Origin of the sequence: Paenibacillus sp. FSL R5-0701 (assembly GCF_037973995.1) — a bacterium.
GTDB lineage: Bacteria > Bacillota > Bacilli > Paenibacillales > Paenibacillaceae > Paenibacillus.
Genome location: NZ_CP150230.1, coordinates 5,458,484 through 5,478,702, shown reverse-complemented (window position 1 = coordinate 5,478,702; position 20,219 = coordinate 5,458,484). Strand labels below are relative to the sequence as shown.

18 protein-coding genes and 7 tRNA genes are annotated in these 20,219 nt (G+C 46.1%); 22 read left to right on the top strand and 3 right to left on the bottom strand.

Translation table 11 applies throughout. The features are described 5' to 3' along the window. Positions 1-34: 34 nt before the first annotated feature. The 15 genes from MKZ13_RS24210 to yajC all read left to right on the top strand — a co-directional run bounded on the left by MKZ13_RS24210 (position 35) and on the right by yajC (position 8,838). Positions 35-110 (top strand) — tRNA-Val (locus MKZ13_RS24210). 17 nt (positions 111-127) lie between these two features. Further along, positions 128-201: transfer RNA gene (locus MKZ13_RS24205), tRNA-Met, on the top strand. 27 nt (positions 202-228) lie between these two features. Then, positions 229-306, top strand: a tRNA-Asp gene (locus MKZ13_RS24200). A gap of 23 nt (positions 307-329) precedes the next feature. Then, positions 330-404, top strand: a tRNA-Gly gene (locus MKZ13_RS24195). Positions 405-410: 6 nt separating this feature from the next. After that, positions 411-487: transfer RNA gene (locus MKZ13_RS24190), tRNA-Arg, on the top strand. Positions 488-503: 16 nt separating this feature from the next. Continuing rightward, a tRNA-Leu gene (locus MKZ13_RS24185) sits at positions 504-582 on the top strand. A 7-nt stretch (positions 583-589) separates the two neighbouring features. Then, positions 590-663 (top strand) — tRNA-Pro (locus MKZ13_RS24180). 204 nt (positions 664-867) lie between these two features. Continuing rightward, positions 868-1,560 carry a BofC C-terminal domain-containing protein gene (locus MKZ13_RS24175; protein WP_221824769.1) on the top strand — a complete coding sequence of 231 codons (693 nt, stop codon included), beginning with the start codon at positions 868-870 and terminating at the stop codon, positions 1,558-1,560. 308 nt (positions 1,561-1,868) lie between these two features. Further along, the gene (gene ruvC, locus MKZ13_RS24170; RefSeq protein WP_017686765.1) at positions 1,869-2,372 is read left to right on the top strand and encodes a crossover junction endodeoxyribonuclease RuvC; all 504 of its coding nucleotides are present in this window, start codon (positions 1,869-1,871) and stop codon (positions 2,370-2,372) included. Continuing rightward, the gene (gene ruvA / locus MKZ13_RS24165; protein WP_036616866.1) at positions 2,369-2,983 is read left to right on the top strand and encodes a Holliday junction branch migration protein RuvA; all 615 of its coding nucleotides are present in this window, start codon (positions 2,369-2,371) and stop codon (positions 2,981-2,983) included. Before ruvC ends, ruvA begins: the two co-directional genes overlap by 4 nt. Before the next feature lie 55 nt (positions 2,984-3,038). Then, complete coding sequence (gene ruvB, locus MKZ13_RS24160; RefSeq protein ID WP_221824768.1) at positions 3,039-4,049, top strand: Holliday junction branch migration DNA helicase RuvB; 1,011 nt, start codon at positions 3,039-3,041, stop codon at positions 4,047-4,049. A 104-nt stretch (positions 4,050-4,153) separates the two neighbouring features. Continuing rightward, complete coding sequence (locus MKZ13_RS24155) at positions 4,154-6,241, top strand: SpoIID/LytB domain-containing protein (protein WP_339178841.1); 2,088 nt, start codon at positions 4,154-4,156, stop codon at positions 6,239-6,241. 6 nt (positions 6,242-6,247) lie between these two features. Continuing rightward, positions 6,248-7,276, top strand: coding sequence for a tRNA preQ1(34) S-adenosylmethionine ribosyltransferase-isomerase QueA (gene queA, locus MKZ13_RS24150; RefSeq protein ID WP_221824766.1), 1,029 nt, complete (start codon positions 6,248-6,250; stop codon positions 7,274-7,276). Between the two features lie 43 nt (positions 7,277-7,319). Then, a complete protein-coding gene (gene tgt, locus MKZ13_RS24145) occupies positions 7,320-8,456 on the top strand; it encodes a tRNA guanosine(34) transglycosylase Tgt (protein ID WP_076212514.1) in 1,137 nt (378 codons plus the stop codon). A 67-nt stretch (positions 8,457-8,523) separates the two neighbouring features. After that, positions 8,524-8,838: a preprotein translocase subunit YajC gene (gene yajC / locus MKZ13_RS24140; RefSeq protein WP_145324035.1), complete on the top strand. Its 315-nt coding sequence runs from the start codon at positions 8,524-8,526 to the stop codon at positions 8,836-8,838. A 125-nt stretch (positions 8,839-8,963) separates the two neighbouring features. On the opposite strand, the gene MKZ13_RS24135 is transcribed toward yajC, so the two are convergent. Next, entirely contained in the window at positions 8,964-9,356 is a 393-nt protein-coding gene (locus MKZ13_RS24135) for a TIGR04086 family membrane protein (RefSeq protein WP_017686772.1), read from the bottom strand. Positions 9,357-9,538: 182 nt separating this feature from the next. Here MKZ13_RS24135 and MKZ13_RS24130 point away from each other — a divergent pair, with 182 nt between their 5' ends. Then, the gene (locus tag MKZ13_RS24130) at positions 9,539-10,303 is read left to right on the top strand and encodes a DUF421 domain-containing protein (RefSeq protein WP_339178837.1); all 765 of its coding nucleotides are present in this window, start codon (positions 9,539-9,541) and stop codon (positions 10,301-10,303) included. 7 nt (positions 10,304-10,310) lie between these two features. On the opposite strand, the gene spoVB is transcribed toward MKZ13_RS24130, so the two are convergent. Then, positions 10,311-11,933, bottom strand: coding sequence for a stage V sporulation protein B (gene spoVB / locus MKZ13_RS24125; protein WP_339178835.1), 1,623 nt, complete (start codon positions 11,931-11,933; stop codon positions 10,311-10,313). A 227-nt stretch (positions 11,934-12,160) separates the two neighbouring features. On the opposite strand from spoVB, the gene MKZ13_RS24120 reads away from it, so the two are divergent. The 6 genes from MKZ13_RS24120 to MKZ13_RS24095 all read left to right on the top strand — a co-directional run bounded on the left by MKZ13_RS24120 (position 12,161) and on the right by MKZ13_RS24095 (position 18,675). After that, on the top strand, positions 12,161-12,400 hold the full coding sequence (locus MKZ13_RS24120; RefSeq protein ID WP_221824798.1) for a post-transcriptional regulator: 240 nt from the start codon (positions 12,161-12,163) through the stop codon (positions 12,398-12,400). Positions 12,401-12,491: 91 nt separating this feature from the next. Beyond that, positions 12,492-13,742, top strand: a complete 1,251-nt coding sequence (secD, locus tag MKZ13_RS24115; RefSeq protein ID WP_091020478.1) for a protein translocase subunit SecD — start codon at positions 12,492-12,494, stop codon at positions 13,740-13,742. Then, positions 13,732-14,640: a protein translocase subunit SecF gene (secF, locus tag MKZ13_RS24110; protein WP_221824764.1), complete on the top strand. Its 909-nt coding sequence runs from the start codon at positions 13,732-13,734 to the stop codon at positions 14,638-14,640. The genes secD and secF overlap by 11 nt, the downstream gene beginning before the upstream one ends. 73 nt (positions 14,641-14,713) lie before the next feature. After that, positions 14,714-15,673, top strand: a complete 960-nt coding sequence (locus MKZ13_RS24105; protein ID WP_339178831.1) for a cation diffusion facilitator family transporter — start codon at positions 14,714-14,716, stop codon at positions 15,671-15,673. A gap of 40 nt (positions 15,674-15,713) precedes the next feature. Continuing rightward, complete coding sequence (gene recJ, locus MKZ13_RS24100; RefSeq protein WP_339178830.1) at positions 15,714-18,122, top strand: single-stranded-DNA-specific exonuclease RecJ; 2,409 nt, start codon at positions 15,714-15,716, stop codon at positions 18,120-18,122. A gap of 37 nt (positions 18,123-18,159) precedes the next feature. Next, complete coding sequence (locus tag MKZ13_RS24095; RefSeq protein WP_091020472.1) at positions 18,160-18,675, top strand: adenine phosphoribosyltransferase; 516 nt, start codon at positions 18,160-18,162, stop codon at positions 18,673-18,675. Positions 18,676-18,831: 156 nt separating this feature from the next. Here MKZ13_RS24095 and uraA read toward each other — a convergent pair whose 3' ends face one another. Beyond that, complete coding sequence (gene uraA, locus MKZ13_RS24090) at positions 18,832-20,148, bottom strand: uracil permease (RefSeq protein ID WP_339178825.1); 1,317 nt, start codon at positions 20,146-20,148, stop codon at positions 18,832-18,834. Positions 20,149-20,219: the final 71 nt, after the last annotated feature.

Sequence of the window (20,219 nt, the reverse complement as noted above, 5' to 3'; positions counted from 1 at the left end):
ACGAAGTGAGAGTATCCCCTACGGGTCATATTATGGAGGCTTAGCTCAGCTGGGAGAGCATCTGCCTTACAAGCAGAGGGTCGGGGGTTCGATCCCCTCAGCCTCCACCATATAAACTTTATAACGACGCGGGGTGGAGCAGCCCGGTAGCTCGTCGGGCTCATAACCCGAAGGCCGCAGGTTCAAATCCTGCCCCCGCAATTATACTTTCCTTTGAGAAAGTGATCTGGAACCGTGGTGTAGTTGGCCTAACATGCCTGCCTGTCACGCAGGAGATCGCGGGTTCGAATCCCGTCGGTTCCGCCATTTTTATATTAATAATACCGTATGCGGAAGTGGCTCAGCGGTAGAGCATCGCCTTGCCAAGGCGAGGGTCGCGGGTTCGATTCCCGTCTTCCGCTCCAATATTTGCGCCCTTAGCTCAGCTGGATAGAGCGTTTGACTACGAATCAAAAGGCCGGGAGTTCGAATCTCTCAGGGCGCGCCATTATAACTTCAAATTTGCCGGCGTGGCGGAATGGCAGACGCGCTCGACTCAAAATCGAGTGGGAAACCGTGGAGGTTCGAGTCCTCTCGCCGGTATATATAACGGGATGTAGCTCAGCTTGGTAGAGCACCTGGTTTGGGACCAGGGGGTCGCATGTTCAAATCGTGTCATCCCGATCTCTAAAAACATTATCTATAATTAGATAGTGTTTTTTTTATTTATCTATATATAAGATTCTATAAATGCAGGTTCCGGTATTCACTATGACAAATTCTCTAAGCTATCACATGCGTGATCCTTCTTCAGACGACAAGTTAGTTGTGCATAAAGCCTCGTTCTTTAGGTCACAATAGGTTTAAAAAGTGATAGAAGGGGTTCATGTGAACACGTTTAACTTCAGAAAACAATTCAAGAGACGCTGGCGACGGTGGAAACGAACAGTATGGATGACGGCGGCTTTACTTGCAGTTACGATATTGGCTTACAGTGGGTTGTCTATCTCATCGGCCATAGAGCGTTTATTGACAACTAATTTTAGTGAGGCAACCAGTGTGATGGGCCCTGTTACGCAGGAAACAAGATCAGAACAGGAGATTCAGGCGTTAGTAGAGCAACTTGATTCTGATCCGGATCATTTAACGAGTGTGGTTTTGGAGATACAGTACATCTGCGGAGTGGAGACAGAGCAGTTAGGCAAGATGGCTAGACCGCAGTTGAAAATGCTACTAGCTCAACATCCGGAATGGGATGCTACCGTTGGAACATCAGATGAGTTGCATTTGAAGCAACGTGTAGATGACCTTTCACCGCTATGTAAACAACAGGCTTATATCAGCATTGATGCTGTAGGGAACCTTAATTTGTACGAGGGCAAACCTGCAGAAGAGAAGGTTATTCGTACGTTCTTTCAGTTGGATGTTGGGACGTTGGAGAGTTCTTTGCCTGATGGGGTGCTGGAGCAACTTCAGCAGGGTATTCGGATTCAGGATAAGGATGAGTATGATAGCGTAATCTCCACCTTCAGTGACTATGCCGTGGATGAAGATCACCATTTAATCCGCAATGGCGGGTAATCCAAACGCCCTCACCTACAGTATTAAGATTGTGAATTACTGAAACGATGGTGGCAATAGCAATAACATTCGTGGTTTACGTAACCAAGCGATAGAATCCAAAATACGTGGAATGTGGTGAAGGACATCGAAGAGATGTCCTTTTTGTCGTTTGAACTGAAATACATGAAAATACGCATAAACATGTAAAAAATCCGCGAATAAAGACGAGTAGTCAGTTAGACAAAGTTTTTCCTGCCGCAGGGTCTATCTTTTGTTATAATGAAATGAACGATACATATGTTCGCTTTTGTGAGGGAGAGATGGTTTTGCGTTTTTTGGGAATTGACCCGGGGATTGCGATTGTTGGTTTTGGTTTTGTGGATAAAATCGGCAGTAAGGTGGTACCCGTACAATATGGATGTATTCAGACGGAAGCTCATACCCCTGAAGAGGAACGATTGCTTCACGTATATGAAGGTATGGTGCAATTGATTGATAAATACAAACCGGACGCAGTAGCGCTGGAGAAACTTTTTTTCAATCGGAACGTTACAACAGCGATGTCTGTGAGTCAGGCTAGAGGAGTTATGGTACTCGCTGCCGCACAGAAGGGTCTGCCTATTGCAGAGTATACGCCAATGCAGATCAAGCAGGCTGTTGTGGGGTACGGTAAAGCAGAGAAGAAGCAAGTACAGGAAATGGTCAAAATGTTCTTGCGTCTTCAGGTCGTTCCTAAGCCGGATGACGTAGCGGATGCATTGGCTGTAGCCGTGTGCCACGCACACTCTTATACATTAAATTCCAAGTTGAATGAGGTATTGCGAAAATGATTGATTTTCTAAGAGGACAGTTCATTCATGTAGAGAATGATTATATTGTGCTGGATGTTCATGGTGTAGGTTATCGCGTATTCTGTCCAAATCCATTTGCGTTTGCGAAGCAAGAAGGTGAAATTACCGTGTACACTCACCATCATGTGCGTGAGGATGCGATGTTGCTGTTTGGATTTGTTACACGGGATGAGCAACGTTTGTTCCGTAAACTGATTGAAGTATCCGGTATCGGTCCAAAAGTAGCTCTGGGCATACTCGCTGGAGGTACACCAGAACATGTGGTTACGGCGATTTATCAGGAGAATCTTACGTTCTTGACCAAATTGCCAGGCATCGGCAAGAAGACTGCTCAACGCATGATTCTGGATCTTAAGGATAAGCTGGATAGTTTTGGCGCGGCAGCGTACGCAACAGGTTTGTTCGCTCCTCCATCGGAAGAGTCGGGAAGTGGTTCAGCCTGGGATGAGGCACGTGAAGGTCTCAAGGCACTTGGGTATACTGACAGTGAGCTTGATAAAGTGTGGCTCAAATTGAAAAAGGATGTTACTACAGCAGATTCCGTTGATGTGTTGATGAAAAAGGCGCTGCAAATGCTGTTTACGGGATAATACAAATTGCATATTATAATATAGCTGTAGCCTGCAAAAAAAGGTAGGGATGAACATGGATGACCGAATTATTTCCGCGAACCTGATGATGGAGGACCAAAATGTTGAGTTGAGTCTTCGTCCCCGGTATCTGAATGAGTATATCGGGCAGAATCAGGTGAAGGAAAATTTAAAGATATATATTGAAGCTGCCAAATTTCGTAATGAGGCATTGGATCACGTTTTGTTATATGGACCACCTGGACTTGGTAAAACAACACTTGCCAATATTATTGCCAACGAATTGGGTGTTAATTTACGAACCACGTCAGGCCCGGCTATTGAACGCCCGGGTGATCTTGCAGCATTGTTAACCAATCTGCAGGAAGGTGATGTCTTGTTTATTGATGAGATTCATCGTTTGCATCGTACGGTTGAAGAAGTCATGTACCCGGCTATGGAGGATTCGGCATTGGATATTATGATTGGTAAAGGTCCAAGTGCACGTTCCGTTCGGCTGGATCTGCCATCATTCACTCTAATTGGGGCTACAACGCGTGCTGGCTTGCTGTCTGCTCCACTTCGAGACCGATTTGGTGTTATCAGTCGATTGGAATTCTACACGGTTGATGAGCTGGCTTATATCGTCTCACGCTCTACCGAAATTTTGGGTGTGGAGATTGTGGGAGATGCTGCGCAAGAGATTGCATTGCGCTCACGTGGGACACCGAGGATCGCCAACCGTTTGTTAAAACGAGTACGCGACTTTGCACAGGTGCGTGGTGACGGGATTATTACGCAGACACTGGCGGAAGAAGCACTGCAACGTCTCCAGATTGATCCGCGTGGCCTGGATGAGATTGATCACAAAATGCTCAAATCGATGATCAACAGCTTCCGGGGAGGCCCGGTAGGGCTGGATACCATTGCTGCTACGATTGGTGAAGAAAGTCAGACGATAGAGGATGTCTATGAACCGTATCTGCTTCAGATTGGTATGATTCAGCGTACACCAAGGGGCAGGATCGTAACAGATCTCGCCTATCATCATTTGGGTCTACCTGTTCCACCAAGAGACGGTAAATAATCGAACCTGTTGAACATGCTCATTTGAACATTCATCATAAACATTGAAATAATCACGTTAACCCGATATAAAAGTGAAGGAAATGCATGGAGAGGAGTCTGATTGTGGGAAAAGCAATACGAACGAAGAAGTGGAGTCGTCGATTGAAGGTACTGGCGGCAGCTCTTTTGACAGTGGGTTGCCTGCAAGTGCCTGCTTATGCAGCAGGAAATGATGGACAAACGATCCGGGTAGCCATGTTTGCAAATCTGGGTAGTACGTATAAATCAACTACACCACTCATTACGCTTGAATCTACAGAAAAATGGAGCATCCAATCGGAGAGTGGCGCAAATGTAAGCCTTCCTGCAGGGCAGGTCCGTTTCAGCGCAGACGGATTTCGAGTGAAAGTGTTGGAGACAGCGGATTTCAAGACAGCATCTGCAGCAGCAAAACTGTTGCAGGCAACCGCGGATAAACCGTTGCTGTTCACAACGTCTGTGAATGGAAATGCCATTTACCAGCTCTACACAGGCAACTATGCAACGGAGGCACTGGCTGGACAAGCTGTTACACGAGTACAAAAGGTAGCAGCAGCTCAATTGGCTGGTCAAAAGCCAGCTGTAACGGGAAGTAAACGCCTGTCTGCTGGAACCTATGGTTCGATTCAGGAAGCAGAGGCAGCACAAGCCAACCTTTTATCAGCAGGGGTTAGTAGTGCCTATCCAGTCCTTCAACTGAGTGGAGGAAGCCAAGCCTATGCGGTATGGGTGGGTGAAGCTTCAACGGATGCGGAATTAACCGCATTGAAGAACAGTGTGGAAGCCAAAGCTCCAGGGGTAAGCCTTTCACCTGTCAACAATAGTGCAGGGCTCATCATCCGTCAGGATGCTGGATTAAGTACGGATGCACTGAAAACAGCTCCGCATTACACCATTGCAGGTACTGAATCCAAAGCATTGGTACAAGGGAATGACAATGGCATCAAAGTAGTGGAACGTTCCCAGCGAACGTATCGTGGAGATATGGAAATCAGCATCGTAAGTGGTGATCTGGCGTTGGTCAATGTCGTTCCACTGGAGCAATATCTGTACTCTGTCGTTGGGGCAGAGGTGTATTCCTCCTGGCCTGCTGAGGCTCTGAAAGTTCAAGCTGTAGCGGCTCGATCCTACGCGCTTCAACAGGGTGAACGTTTCAAAATTGCCAATGTCGTGGATACAACGCTCAGCCAAGCCTATAACGGGATTGGTTCGGAGAACGATAAAGTAACCAGCGCAGTGGATGCAACTACTGGAGAAGTGGTCAAGAGCGGTGGTAAAATCATCGAAGCTGTGTTCTCCTCCAATGCGGGTGGCCAGACGGCTCATCCTTCTGAGGTATGGAACGGTGGAGCAGGTGTTTTCACCAATGTAGTTAGCTCGGGTGATGCATCAGCCCAGGCAGGATTACATATGTGGTACCATGTGCTGCTCAGTTCAGGCGTTAGCGGGTACATTCGTGAGGACAACATCAAAGAATTAACGACCAAGACCAATGCGGGACTGGCAAAAGTGACGGTAACGGCTCAGAATACCAATGTGCGTTCCGTTCCGTTAATTCAATCCACCGTGGAACCTGTAGCCAAAATGAATCCAGGGAACGAAGCTGTTGTGTTGGCAAAAGTGGCTCAATCCAACGATTATGCCTGGGTGAGAGGACCTTTCACGTCTGCCCAGTTGGTTAAATCCCTTCAGGGCAAAACAACAGCATCTGTTCCTGCTTCAATCTCAACCTTGGAAGTAACCAAGCGTGGACCTTCCGGAAGAGCACTTGAAGTCACTGCCAATGGACAGGCTATGACGGTGAAATATGCCGATACATACCGCTCTGCGCTCGGTGGATTACCGAGTACTTTATTTGATATTGCAGGGACCGGAAGTTATACTGTATTAGGCGCTGACGGCAAAACAGCCAGTAAAACCGGCTCAAATGGTGCCTCTATATTGTCTTCTTCTGGCGCAGGAACATCATCCGGTAATGCACTTGTAGTTATGAGTGGTGATGGTCAAGCGAGAGCGGTAACGCAGGGTCAGACCTTCATGTTCATCGGTCAGGGCAATGGCCACGGATTGGGCTTGTCCCAATGGGGAGCCAAAGGCATGGCAGATGAAGGGTATGATTACCAGGCAATATTGAAACACTATTATCAAAATGCGACTATTGTTAAGGAATGAAACTAAATGAATGTGAACTTATATGATTTTGAATTACCAGAGCAGTTGATAGCACAGACGCCGTTGCTTGATCGCGCGGCATCCCGTTTGCTTACCTTGAACAAAGATAGCGGTGAGATTAATCATCAAACGTTTCCTGATATCATCGATTTTCTGAATCCCGGCGATACATTGATTCTGAATGATACACGTGTTCTACCAGCCCGTCTATTCGGTACAAAAGAAGATACCGGAGCAAAAGCGGAAGTGTTATTGCTCAAAAATGTGGAAGGTGACAAGTGGGAAGCACTGGTTAAGCCGGGTAAAAAGCTGAAAGCCGGTTCAGTCATCGTATTTGGTGAGGAACTCAAGGCAATCATTGAAGAAGAGGGCGAGATGGGGGCACGTACACTTACGTTTACGTATGATGGAATCTTCCAAGAGATTCTGGATCGTCTGGGTGAGATGCCGTTGCCACCTTATATCAAGGAGACATTGGATGACCGCGAACGGTATCAGACCGTGTATGCCAAGCATGAAGGATCGGCGGCTGCACCTACAGCAGGATTACATTTTACGGATGAGTTGTTGGATCAGATTCGTGCGAAAGGTGTTAATGTGGCCTTCATTACGCTTCATGTAGGACTGGGAACATTCAGACCGATGTCGGTTGACGTTGTTGAAGATCATGTCATGCATGAGGAGTATTACTCTTTGTCACAAGAAACGGCAGATCTGATTAACCAGACCAAAGAGAATGGACACCGTGTTTTTGCGGTTGGGACAACGAGCTGCCGGACTTTGGAAACGGTAGGCAGCAAATTTGAAAATGGCATACTGCAAGCGAGCAGCGGATGGACCAGCATTTTTATCTATCCGGGCTATTCCTTCAAAGTGATCGATGGGATGCTTACAAATTTTCATCTCCCGAAATCCACGTTGGTTATGTTGGTTAGTGCACTAGCAGGCAGGGAACATATTATGCAGGCATATGAGGAAGCCATCCAAGAGAAATACCGGTTCTTCAGCTTCGGCGATGCCATGTTGATATATTAGTATAACGGTATAACGATTAACTTTTAGAGGATGATTAAAACCAATGGCAGCAATTACGTATGAACATATCAAAACTTGCAAACAATCCGGTGCACGTCTGGGACGTGTACATACACCTCACGGTGTTATTGAGACACCAACCTTTATGCCTGTAGGTACACAGGCGACTGTCAAAACAATGAGCCCTGAAGAGTTGAAAGAAATGGATGCTCAGATTATTTTGAGTAATACCTATCATCTGTTTCTGAGACCAGGACATGAAATCATCCGTGAAGCTGGCGGACTGCACAAATTCATGAACTGGGACCGTCCTATTCTGACGGACAGCGGCGGATTCCAAGTGTTTTCTCTCAGCGAGATGCGCAAAATTACGGAAGAAGGCGTTAACTTCCGTTCTCATCTGAATGGAGACAAGAAGTTCCTTTCTCCTGAAGTGGCGATGGAAATCCAGAATGCACTTGGCTCCGATATTATGATGGCTTTTGATGAATGCCCACCGTATCCGGCTGAATATGAATATGTAAAAAAATCACTCGAAAGAACAAGCCGCTGGGCAGAACGTTGTCTCGAAAGTCACGCTCGTCCGCATGACCAAGGTCTGTTTGCCATCGTACAGGGAGGCATGCATGAAGATCTTCGCCGTCAGAGCGCTGCAGATTTGACTTCCATGGATTTCCCGGGGTATGCTATTGGTGGACTGAGTGTTGGAGAACCGAAACATTTGATGTATGGTGTATTGGATTATACGTTACCTTTGTTGCCGTCCAATAAACCACGTTATTTGATGGGGGTAGGTTCGCCCGATGCGTTGATTGAGGGATCTATTCGTGGAGTGGACATGTTCGATTGTGTTCTGCCTACTCGGATTGCCCGTAACGGAACAACGATGACCAGCCAAGGACGTCTGGTAATTCGTAATGCCAAGTTTGCAACCGATTTTGGACCATTAGATCCTGAATGTGATTGCTACACTTGTCGCAACTATTCCAGAGCTTATCTGCGTCATTTGATCAAAGCAGATGAAACATTTGGCCTGCGTTTGACAACGATCCATAATCTTCATTTCTTGCAGAATTTGATGCGTAATGTACGTAAAGCCATTATGGAAGATCGTTTGCTTGATTTCCGGGATGAATTTTTCGATCAATATGGTCTTCATGACAATGACAAAGGTTTCTGATTGAGGTTTAAGGGAACTGGCGTAACAAGTAATATCTGTATGTATAGTCGATAAGGGGGAGTTTTGAATGTTTCAGGGAATGACTCTAGCAGGAGCACAAGCGGGCGGCGGAATTGTATCTTTGATCGTACCTTTGGTACTCATGGTTGCAATTTTCTACTTCTTGATGATTCGTCCACAGAACAAAAAGCAAAAGCAACGGAATTCCATGCTGAGCCAATTGAAAAAAGGCGATAAAATTGTAACGATTGGTGGCCTTCACGGTACGATCGCTGAGATTACGGACGATGTGGTTGTATTGCGTGTAAACGATGTAACTAAGCTTACGTTTGACCGTAATGCAATCAGCACGGCTGTAGCTCGTGACACGGCTGTTGAATAGTTACTGTAACATAGAATAACGAGGGTGCGTTTGTGGCGCATTCCCTAGTAGAGAACCGGACCTCCTTGGAGACCCGGTTCTCTTTTTTGATTTATGAGGGAAGGTCGATGTTCTTTACCAGTCAGCTAGGAGCGATGCGTATTAACACCGAACATGCCACCGAGAGCTGAAATGAAGAATGCGCTAAGCAGTTGTAAACTATCCTTCCAATTAAACGAAGCATCCAGCGCGAGAAATCCGATCAATAGCACAAGGAGTCCATATACAATTCCGGTAATGCCTCCGTAGTACCATCCTTTTTCACCAGAACGTTTGCCTGCCACAAAACCACCAACCAATAATGACAAGCCATGAACAACATAGGTATAGAGTGAGAGGTCCTGTTCCCGCATTCCGCTCATCCAGAGAAACAAAGAGAGTATTAATGCCCCGATAAACATCCATACAAAAGCCTGACAGAGGCCTGACAGAATCGGATTGGACACTCGAAACGAAACCAAGCGGCGGATCAATTGCATGAAGCAACCCCCTTGTACAAGTTATAAGTTAATACAGTGTATGGTCAAGCCTTTGGACTTATGAACTGAATTTCCATTAAATGAACGGATTATTTCTGCATGAGCATATAAGGTTCAGGTCAAAATAGGGATTGCACTACAGCTAACTGTAAAAAACTCAGTTTCGAAGGAGGACCCCTGTTGTGAACTTCCCAGATGTCGGATCACATATCTTTCGAACCATTCTCATGTACTTCCTTGTGTATTGTGCTATCCGGGTTATGGGCAAACGCGAGATAGGTAAGTTATCCATGTTTGATCTGGTCGTCTCAATTATGCTCGCTGAGATGGCTGCCTTTGTGATTGAAGATATAGATAAACCTTTGTCTCATGGCATTGCACCTATGTTGACGGTTATCATCGTGCAAATCGGAATGGCCTTTGTCGGTTTGAAGAGTCGGAGACTCCGTTTGATGATTGATGGCAAACCTACCGTATTGATCTCCAAAGGCGTTCTTCATCGGGATGAGATGCGCAAACAGCGATATAACCTGGATGATCTGTTATTACAGCTCCGAGAACAAAATGTAGATAGTATTGGTGAGGTTGATTTCGCAATATTGGAGACCACAGGTAAGCTGACTGTTTTTCCTAAAGATCAAAATGCTTCTAATGGCAGCAGTAACAGTTCTTCTGATTCTGACTCAGAAGAGTCTTCTTCCAGCAAATCCAAAACAGGAAAAAACCAAATAGATGGATTTCCAAATATCAAATATGAAGGTCTGCCGTTGCCTCTGATAATGGATGGTAAAGTCCAGGATCAGAATCTGGAGCTCATCCAAAAAACGAGATTTTGGCTAAAAAATCAGATCCAGCATAATGGCATTTTGGATTTCAAAGATGTATTTATATGCTCCATCGATCACAATGGCAAAGTGTATGTAAGTCCAAAAGATGATAAAAAATGAATGAATATCATTTACCCGAACGACGTTTGAACCATGAACCTATAAAAGGAGCACGGGACAGATCATGAAAGTCAATCATTTTGGTCCAGCCCATAACGATGAAATAAACGATAAGCCCGACGAAAGGTGCGAGAAGCATTCGGACCCATAAAGGCAATATCATGACCGTCTCTTCGTATACCAGCAGGGTCGCTGCTCCCATGATAAACATTCCGGCAACCGTCTTGACCCAATCCATGATCTTAAAGCGGAATTGTAGGAGTTTACGTACGCTTTGGGCATGTAGTAGGGTAACCACAGTAGAATTTACACAGATAGCAATAACCGCACCGAAGATGCCATACTCGGGCCGGGAAGCGAGTGTTAAAATTAAGGTGATTTTGATAACCGCACCGATAAACGTATTCAGCAGTGCTTTACCTGGACGGTCAAGAGCTTGTAACGCAGCTTGAAGAGGAGCTTGAATATAAATGAACAACGCAAAAGGAGCCATTAGCTTCAGCATGCTTCCGATCGATGCATCATTATACAGAACAAGACACATCGGTTCGGCAAGCACATACATAAACACGGAAAACGGAGCACCTGTCACAAGTGCCAAGCGTAAGGCCTGATGCATTCTTTTGTGAATCAGAGCGCGATCTCCCTGAGCAGAAGCTTCGGACAGTGAAGGCACAAGTGATGTCGCGAGCGATGAGGTTAGTGCCCCCGGAAGCAGCAGCAAAGGAATAATCATACCTTGTAATGCACCATATTGTGCTGTAGCAAGTCCCTTGGATATGCCTGCCAGAGCCAGACTCTGGGCAGTAACAATAGTTTCGGCAAGATAGGATAAGGAGCCAACCAATCGGCCTGCTGTAACAGGAATAGAGATTGCAAGCAAACGCCGGATTAATCCGGGCTGTGGAGTACCCGTTTCTTTCAGAACTGAAGGTATTGGGTTTAAAGGTTTGGTTGTGAGATTGGGCATGTTCTGATGTTTGGCGAGCGGTAACTCTTTCTTCTGCCTGTTATACTTCCACAAGAGTACAAGCATACCGCCGAATTCTCCAACGAGTGCGCCCAGCATGGCACCAGCAGCAGCTTGGGCAATACCGTGGGGGAGGAGAAGCCAGGCAAACCAAATGACACAGACGATACGAATGATGGTTTCAACAATGGATGAAATGGCAGTAGGCATCATGTTTTGCTTACCTTGGAAATACCCTCTGTAGACAGCAGATACGGCGATAATAGCAATCATGGGGCTCATACTAACGAACGTATGGTACACCCGCTCATCTGTGAGCACGTACTTGGTAACCCAGGGTGCAAACAGGATGCACAAAAACATGAATACAACACCCAGAGTCAACGTAAAGCTTAAGCTTACTTGCAGGATTCGCTGAGGGGAATAACGATTGGCACCGGTATCAGCTTCGGCTACGAGCTTGGCTACGGCGAGCGGAATGCCACCCGTAATTAATGTCACCAGTACAATAAAAAAGGGATAGCTCAATTGGTAGATGCCAACACCTTCTGCACCAATGACTCGTGGCAGCGCAATGCGCGGAATGAAACCAAGTATTCGATTAATTATGCCTGCCGCGAGCAGGATCATGGCCCCCTGGATAAATGTCTGTTTCTTCAAGACTACCCCTCTTTCCCGGTTGAAAGTACAGGCTATCAACATAAACGGGACAAAGCCGTTGTTCTTCATCCTATGCCAGTCCTTTATCTTCTCATGACAACTTGGACACGATTAACAAAAAGAACCATAATCAGCAAGAAGGAATATGATCAGGCGAAGTCGAATCATGTAATATTGATGCCGCATAAAGGCTTGGATGTACGAAGGGAGGCTCCCCGTTGGAAGAAATGAATGATGTGGAGTTGGAACAGTCAATAGAGATGCTCTGCCGTAGCAAAGCGGAGGAATTAAGGCTTGTCGGTTACGAATATGTCACCAGCAAAGATGTCTGGATTTGCGTCAGTCATAAATATGAAAAACAGGGCATTCCACCGCTTCACCAGCTGGTGAACGACATTTTGTCACTGAAAGCAACAAGCTTTATGAACTTTATGACTGTGTCTGCATACCGGGGGTCCTCTTTCTAGACGAAAGGGATCTTTTTTGTTGAAAATTGACTGCTTTTTACGGCATCGCTATAATAGGAATATTGAGAACGAAAGGGGATCTAGGAACGGCATGAAAAGAATTATCAGTTTCATTCTGGTCGTGCTTGTCACCACAGGGGTAATGGTGGGAACAAGCCCGGAACTGCTCAAAAATATACGCTTGGGCCTTGATTTAAAGGGAGGCTACGAGATCTTATATGAAGCAGAGCCGCTCGAAGCAGGTCAACAAGTCACCAAAGCATCTTTGGTGCAAACGGCCAAAAGCCTTGAAAGCCGCGCCAATGCGCTCGGAACCAGCGAACCGGAGGTAACCACTGAAGGAAGCAACCGGATTCGATTGAAGTTGGCAGGGGTTACGGATGAGGCTGAAGTTAGAGCCAAAATGAAAGAACCGGCTGTTCTAACCTTCCGTAGTAAAGCTGAGAACGACAAGGAAGGCGAATACACCAAAATTGAGCTTCGCGGAAATGAATTTGTTGAGAATGCAGCCAAAGTTGTGTTCACTCAATTGAATGAGCCTATGATTGACATTCAAGTGAAAGACAAAGCTAAGTTTTCTGAGATCACCAAACGTTTGATCGGACAACCTCTCGCCATTTATTTGGACGATGAGTTGCTCTCTGCTCCAACCGTTAGACAACAGTTAACAGATGGTTCCGCTCAGATTTCGGGTGCTTACACACGTGACGAAGCAAACCAGCTTCGTGACACCATTAACCTGGGTGCATTGCCACTGAAACTTACAGAGAAGTATTCACAAAGTGTTGGTGCAACACTTGGTAAGCTTTCTCTGGATCAGACCATCAAAGCGGGATTGATTGGTTCCGTTATTATTCTAGTGTTCATGATTGGGCTTTATCGCATTCCTGGTATTATAGCGAGTTTTGCCTTGATTACACATACGTGGCTGGTACTTGCAATCTTCTATTTAGGAGAATTCGTGCTTACCCTTCCAGGTATTGCGGCGTTTATCCTGGGTATAGGGATGGCGGTGGATGCCAATATCATCACGTACGAACGGATCAAGGAAGAGATGCGCAGTGGTAAGTCGATCTTGTCATCGGTTAAAGCGGGTGGTAAACATTCCTTCCGTACAATCATTGACTCCAATGTCACAACCATTATTGCAGCCGCTGTTATGTTCTTCCTAGGTACAGGTGCGGTTAAAGGGTTTGCACTCGTGCTGATTTTTGATATTGTCACCAGCATTATCACGAATATTTTCTTCTCCCGCTTCCTGTTGACCCTGCTCGTACGGGCTAACGTGTTGAAGAAGCCTAAGTACTTCGGAGTGAAGGAGAGTGAAATTCGTGCGCTTTAATTGGAATTTTGATTATATTAAAGGAAGTAAAATTGCCTATACATTCTCGATCATTTTGACTGTAGTAGGGATTATCAGTTTGCTCTCACTTGGATTGAACTACGCCGTTGATTTCCGTTCAGGATCAAATGTGGATATCACCGTATCCAAAGCCATCACAGCGGAGCAAATCAATCCAATCGTGAATGAACTGGGTGTTGACACAAAGGAAGTCCAGATCACGACTGGATCTGATCGGGTTAATGTTCGATTCTCGAACGTACTGGATGAAAACCAAGAAAGCAAATTCAAGCAAGAATTTAGCAAACTGGATGAGACGGCTTCCTATGAAGTGAATACCGTTGATCCAGAGATGGCCAAAGAGCTTGAGCGTAATGCGATCTATGCGGTACTGATTGCCAGTATCGGAATCATGATCTATGTTGCGATTCGATTCGAATGGCGATTCGCTTTGGCAGCGGTTGTTTCCATATTCCATGATGCTTTCGTAGTTATAAGTGTATTTTCTATATTCCGTCTTGAAGTGAATCTGACCTTTATTACGGCTGTACTAACCATTGTCGGATTCTCGATCAACGATACGATCGTTATCTTTGACCGGATTCGGGAGAATCTGCGTTTCGCCAAAAAATCAACGAAAGCTGATCTGCGTGAAGTGGTCAACCGGAGTTTAGCCCAAACGATGACGCGCTCGCTGAATACAACATTTACTGTATTTATTGCTTCACTCTGTTTGTTTATTTTTGGCGGAGAGTCTATTCGTATGTTCTCTCTGGCGATGGTGATCGGAACATTCTTTGGTGCCTATTCTTCAATCTATATCGCCGCTCCATTATGGTTCACGCTCAAAGGTAAACAAGTGGATAAGCCAAAAACAGTAGCTAAAGAATCTAACTAAACATCGTATTGTGAAGCCGCGTCTGCCAGGCGCGGTTTTGCAACTTTATGTACAGAATTAAGGGGGAATATTCATGACCAGAGAACATATCCCATCTGCTCAAGCTGCCACATGGAGCGGTATTGCTGGTAATATGGGACTTGCGGTGATCAAGGCTGGGGTCGGTTACATGGCAAATAGCAAATCGTTGCTCGCAGACGGCTTGTATTCTGCTTCTGAAGCTGGTTCTGCCCTGGCTGGTCTCTTTCCCTCCAAGTCTGTACGCCATAAGAGCAAGGCTCGCAGGGGACGATTTAAAGAACATTCACGTGTTGCTAGACCCGGGATCTCAGTATTGTTATCTGTGCTGATCCTCATGGGTGGTTTACAGCTTGCCATCTCCGCATTGGGTAGTCTCTCCGGAATTGAACCGGAAGCACCCGGCAAGTCGGTGCTTTTGGTGGCTGTAGCAGCTCTGGCTGTGAAAGAAGCAATTTTTCAATTTCAGTACAGATATTTCCGTAAACGAAACCAGTCTCAGGCGCTGGCCTATGCACAGCAACATCGCCGTGCACTCTATTGCTCGCTCACCGTGTTAATCGGCATTATAGGATCGATGGCTGGTGAAGAGACGGGTTTGAGCATGCTGCTCTACCTGGACCCCACGGCTGCGTTGATTGCTTCCTGTTTTGTGCTTCACAAGGGTTACCGAATGATTGTGGACACAGTCTATGGCTCACTCGTTCAGGAGCTGGAGCAGGAAGAAGCCTCAGATTTCAGGGAGACCGTACAGCGGGTATATGGCATCATTACCATTGAGCATTTGGTTGCACGTGAACAGGAACATGACGTTACGATTGAGCTGGTCATTAGTGTGAATCCGAGAATCTCAATACTGGAAGCACAGGAGATTGCTAATCGGGCCAAGACTCTACTGCTAACCCGTTTCAGTCATGTGAAAGAAGTACAGATTCAAGCGATACCTTATGATCCAGGCTATCCTTATAAATCCAATCATGAACTGCCCGATCACGAAGCGACATTAATTCAGTAGTGAAGCGCGGGTCCAGTAGATCAGGAAAGGAGCGTTATCATTGCTTTATTCGCAATACCGGTGGAATACACCAAATATCGATCTGGAGGCGGCTGCGGGACTCTCGCAGGCGCTTTCCGTTTCACCCCTTGTTGGACGTTTGCTTGTGAGTCGAGGAGTGCACAATGAGAAGGAGGCCGAACGTTTTTTGCATCCTGATCTGAATCAGATGCATGATCCGTATCTGCTACTCGGCATGAATGAAGCTGTCCCTCGAATTAAACTGGCTTTGGAGCGGGAAGAACATATTTTAATCTATGGGGACTATGACGCCGACGGCGTATCCAGTACATCGCTGATGATCCACCTGATGCGTCATCTTGGGGCCTCGTATGATATATATATCCCTCATCGCTCGAATGAAGGGTATGGATTGCACAACCATGCGTTGGATTGGGCCCATCAACAGGGCGTTTCATTGATTATTACCGTGGATACCGGAATCAGTGCTGTTGAACAGATTGCCTATGCGGCAACGCTGGGCATCGAGGTCATTGTGACAGATCATCACGAACCACCTGAAATTTTACCGGAAGCTTATACACTTATTAATCCGAAACTTCCGGGATGTCCGTATCCTTTTAAAGGTTTGGCAGGTGCGGGGGTAGCCTTAAAGCTGGCTCAGGCATTGATCGGGGAAGTGCCCGGTGAATGGATGGAGATTGCCGCTATCGGTACGGTTGCCGATCTGATGCCTTTGGAAGGTGAAAATCGGGTTATCGTCAGTTATGGAATAGAATCCATGCGTGGCTCGCGTCTTCCAGGTGTAAGTGCATTGCTGGAAATCAGTGGTGTGGATCAGAGTCAGGTGACCTCGATTAATATTGCCTTCGCCATGGCACCACGTATTAATGCCAGTGGACGTTTGGACCATGCGGGACGGGCGGTGTCGCTGCTCACAACCGAGAATCTGGATGAAGCTCATACGCTAGCCGGTCAGCTTGATCTATTGAATCGGGAACGGCAGCAAGTCGTAGAGGGCATATTACAAGAAGCAACGGCACAGTTGGAACAAAAGATACAGCTTCGTTCTGGATCCGTTCCAGATGTAATCGTATTGGCTGGTGAAGGCTGGAATGTCGGAGTGGTTGGTATTGTGGCTTCCAAATTGCTGGACCGCTACTACCGACCTACACTTATTCTTGGGATTGATCCAGAGAGTGGAGTCTGCAAAGGCTCTGCGCGCTCCATTGAGGGCTTGGATATCTATGAGGCACTCACAGTCAACAAACACACCATGGATCATTACGGAGGACATCCGGCTGCTGCAGGGATGACCCTGCATCGGGATCAACTGGAAGAACTTGAGGTGGGGTTGAATGAGTTTGCTGCAACCGTGTTGACCGAAGAGGACTTTGTACCTCAACGTCTTGCGGATGATGAATGCAGAATTAGTGATGTTCCGCTGAAAGTGATCCAGGAGATCGACAGATTGCAGCCTTTCGGGATGAGCAATCCTTCGCCACGGTTTGTATTGAGAAGTGTGACTGTGAAGGAAACCAGAACAATGGGACGAGAGAAACGCCATCTGAAACTGGTTCTGGAGCAGGATGGTCTGCAACTGGAAACCGTCGCTTTTGGCAAGGGAGCGTTAGCAGAGTTTCTTCTCCCGGGTTCCGTTATTGATGTGATGGGGGAACTGTCCATCAATGAATGGAATGGGATGAGAAAACCTCAATTGATGCTTCAGGACATTCATGTTCCTCAGGTCCAAGTGTTTGATTTACGCGGTAATGCCGAGCCACTAAATGCAATGAAGCATTTCTTGAGCTCACTTGAGGTGCATCTGCGATATAAATCAGGTTCTGTTGGTGCTATTGTTCGGAAAGAAACAGATGTTTCCGAGGGAAATTCATTGTATGAACCTTGCCTTTGGGTATATGATAGAAAGGTCGGGTTATTTCCGAGTAATGCTGCTGCACAGCATTATGGACAGGAACAAGTCCGGACGTTATTTGTGTTTGATACGCCGGAAACCCCGGAACAACTTGATGCCATGCTGGCTTTGTTCAGTGGAGCTGAGAATATCATCCTTCTGCACGGATCAGGCAACCGCCGAGATCGCCTTCAGATGCCTTCCAGAGAACTCTTTAAGCGTATTTATATGCAGGTGTTGAAATGGAAAGCTGAACCCGTGGAGGAACAAGAGATTACTCCTGTGCTCAGTCGTCAGTGTGGTTGTTCGCCGCGCATGATTACGATGATGTTGGATGTATTCGAAGAGTTATCCTTCATTACCCGTGATAACGGCAAAATTGCGTTTGTGGATAACCCGCCTAAGCGTGAACTAACCGCTTCACGTCACTATCAGGCGCTCGAAAATATGGCTGAGATAGAACAGGTGATGCTGGATGCAGCCACACCGCAACTGACACAATGGATGATATCCCGGATGAAGGGCGTATCTTAGATGGAAGTTTGTGTATTTATTTTAGGAGGAGATTATTTTGGATTTTAAAGATTATATTCGTGTCATTCCTGACTTTCCACAACCGGGAATCAGCTTTAAGGACATTACAACATTGTTGAAGGATGGAGAAATGTACCGCAATGCGATCAATGAACTGAAAGTGATGGTTTCTGATCTCAAAATTGACGTTATTGCTGGACCTGAAGCACGTGGTTTCGTTGTGGGCGCCCCTCTGGCATATGCTCTTGGTGTCGGTTTTGCTCCGATTCGCAAAAGTGGAAAACTGCCTGGAGAGACGATTGAAGTTGGTTATGATCTCGAGTATGGCAAGGATACACTCGCGATGCACACAGATGCGATTGAAAAAGGTCAAAATGTCCTGATCGCAGATGATCTGCTCGCAACGGGTGGAACGATTGCAACTTCCATCAACTTGATTGAACAATTGGGTGGGAACGTTGTCGGAGCTGCATTCCTGATCGAACTGTCTGATCTGAATGGTCGTGCTAAATTGCCAGAGAAAATCGATGTATTCACATTGATGAACTACTAAGTTTAAAATCTCCACTTGGAGAGTTGTGATTAAAACCTGAATTGCTTTTCCCTTTTCCCGGGAAATAATATACAGCATTAATGATTGCGAAAAAGCCTGTCCTCTCCATCCGTTAGGTTGGAAAGAACAGGCTTTTTGATGTGTATACGATGGAAATTAATCAGGTGTTTTTTCAGTAATAGGTTGTTTTCTGGAGTCTTCATTCAACCAACCCAGCACTTCAAACAGCTTAAACAACAAGCTCATCAGGATTCCAACGATGGTTGCGAGTGCCATCCCTTTCAGATGAACGCCGTAGAAGATAACTTCTGTACCACTCAGTCCGATGACCAGTACAAGTGTAGTGAGAATCAGATTGGTTGGTTTGGCAAAGTCAACTTTCTGTTCAACCAGAATACGCAGACCGGATGCCGCAATTACCCCGAACAGAAGAAGGGATACGCCGCCCATAACGGGTACAGGGATGTTGGCTACAAGCGCCGAAAATGTTCCTGAGAAGGAGAGTACAATTGCAATAACCGCTGCGCCTCCAATAACGTATGTGGAGTATACCCGAGTCAGAGCCATAACACCGATGTTCTCACCATAGGTTGTATTCGGGGTTGATCCTACAAACCCTGACAGTATGGTGGATACGCCGTTACCAAGCAGGGAACGATGAAGCCCAGGGTCCTTCGAGAGATCTTTGCCTACAATGCTGCTCGTTACAAGCAAATGTCCAATATGTTCTACAATAACCACGAGTGCTACAGGTAAAATGGTAAAGACAACAGACCAGTCAAATGTAGGAGTGGTTACGGTTGGTAGTGAGAGGAAATCAGCGTTTCCAATAGCCTGTTTATCGACCAGACCCATAGAATAACCAAGGATATAACCCACTACAATACCGATTAGAATATGAATGATTTTGGGAAATCCACGGAATGTTACGGCACCAATGACAGTGATCCCGAGTGTGGCCATGGAGAGTATAATAGGTTTCGCCTGAGGAACCCAGTTGGGATTAGCTACCGGATCGGAATTAATCAATCCGGCCATACCAGCTGCAACAGGTACAAGCTCCAGACCGATCAAAGCAACGATGGCACCCATAACTGCTGGTGGGAATACCACGTTAATCCAGCCTGTTCCGACATATTTCACAATGAGAGCTACCAGACAGAAAACAATACCTGTTATGATAAAGGCGCCAAGAGCCATCGAGTAACCGTTCTCTGGATGTTCTTTTAATACCATCGTGACAGGAGCAATAAAAGCAAAGCTGGAACCCAAATAGGCGGGGATTTTTCCTTTACACATTAGTATGTACAGCAGGGTTCCAATTCCGTTCATCAGCAATATCATACTAGGGTCGACACCGAACAGGTTCGGTACAAGCACCGTGCTGCCAAACATGGCGAACAAATGTTGAAGGCTAAGCAGTGAACCTGAGCCGAGTGGCATCTTTTGATTAACCTGAATTTCGCGTTGCAATGAATTTCATCTCCTTTTCCGAAACACAAACTTTCAATAGATTACAGAGTTTCTCTTAATTAATCAATAAC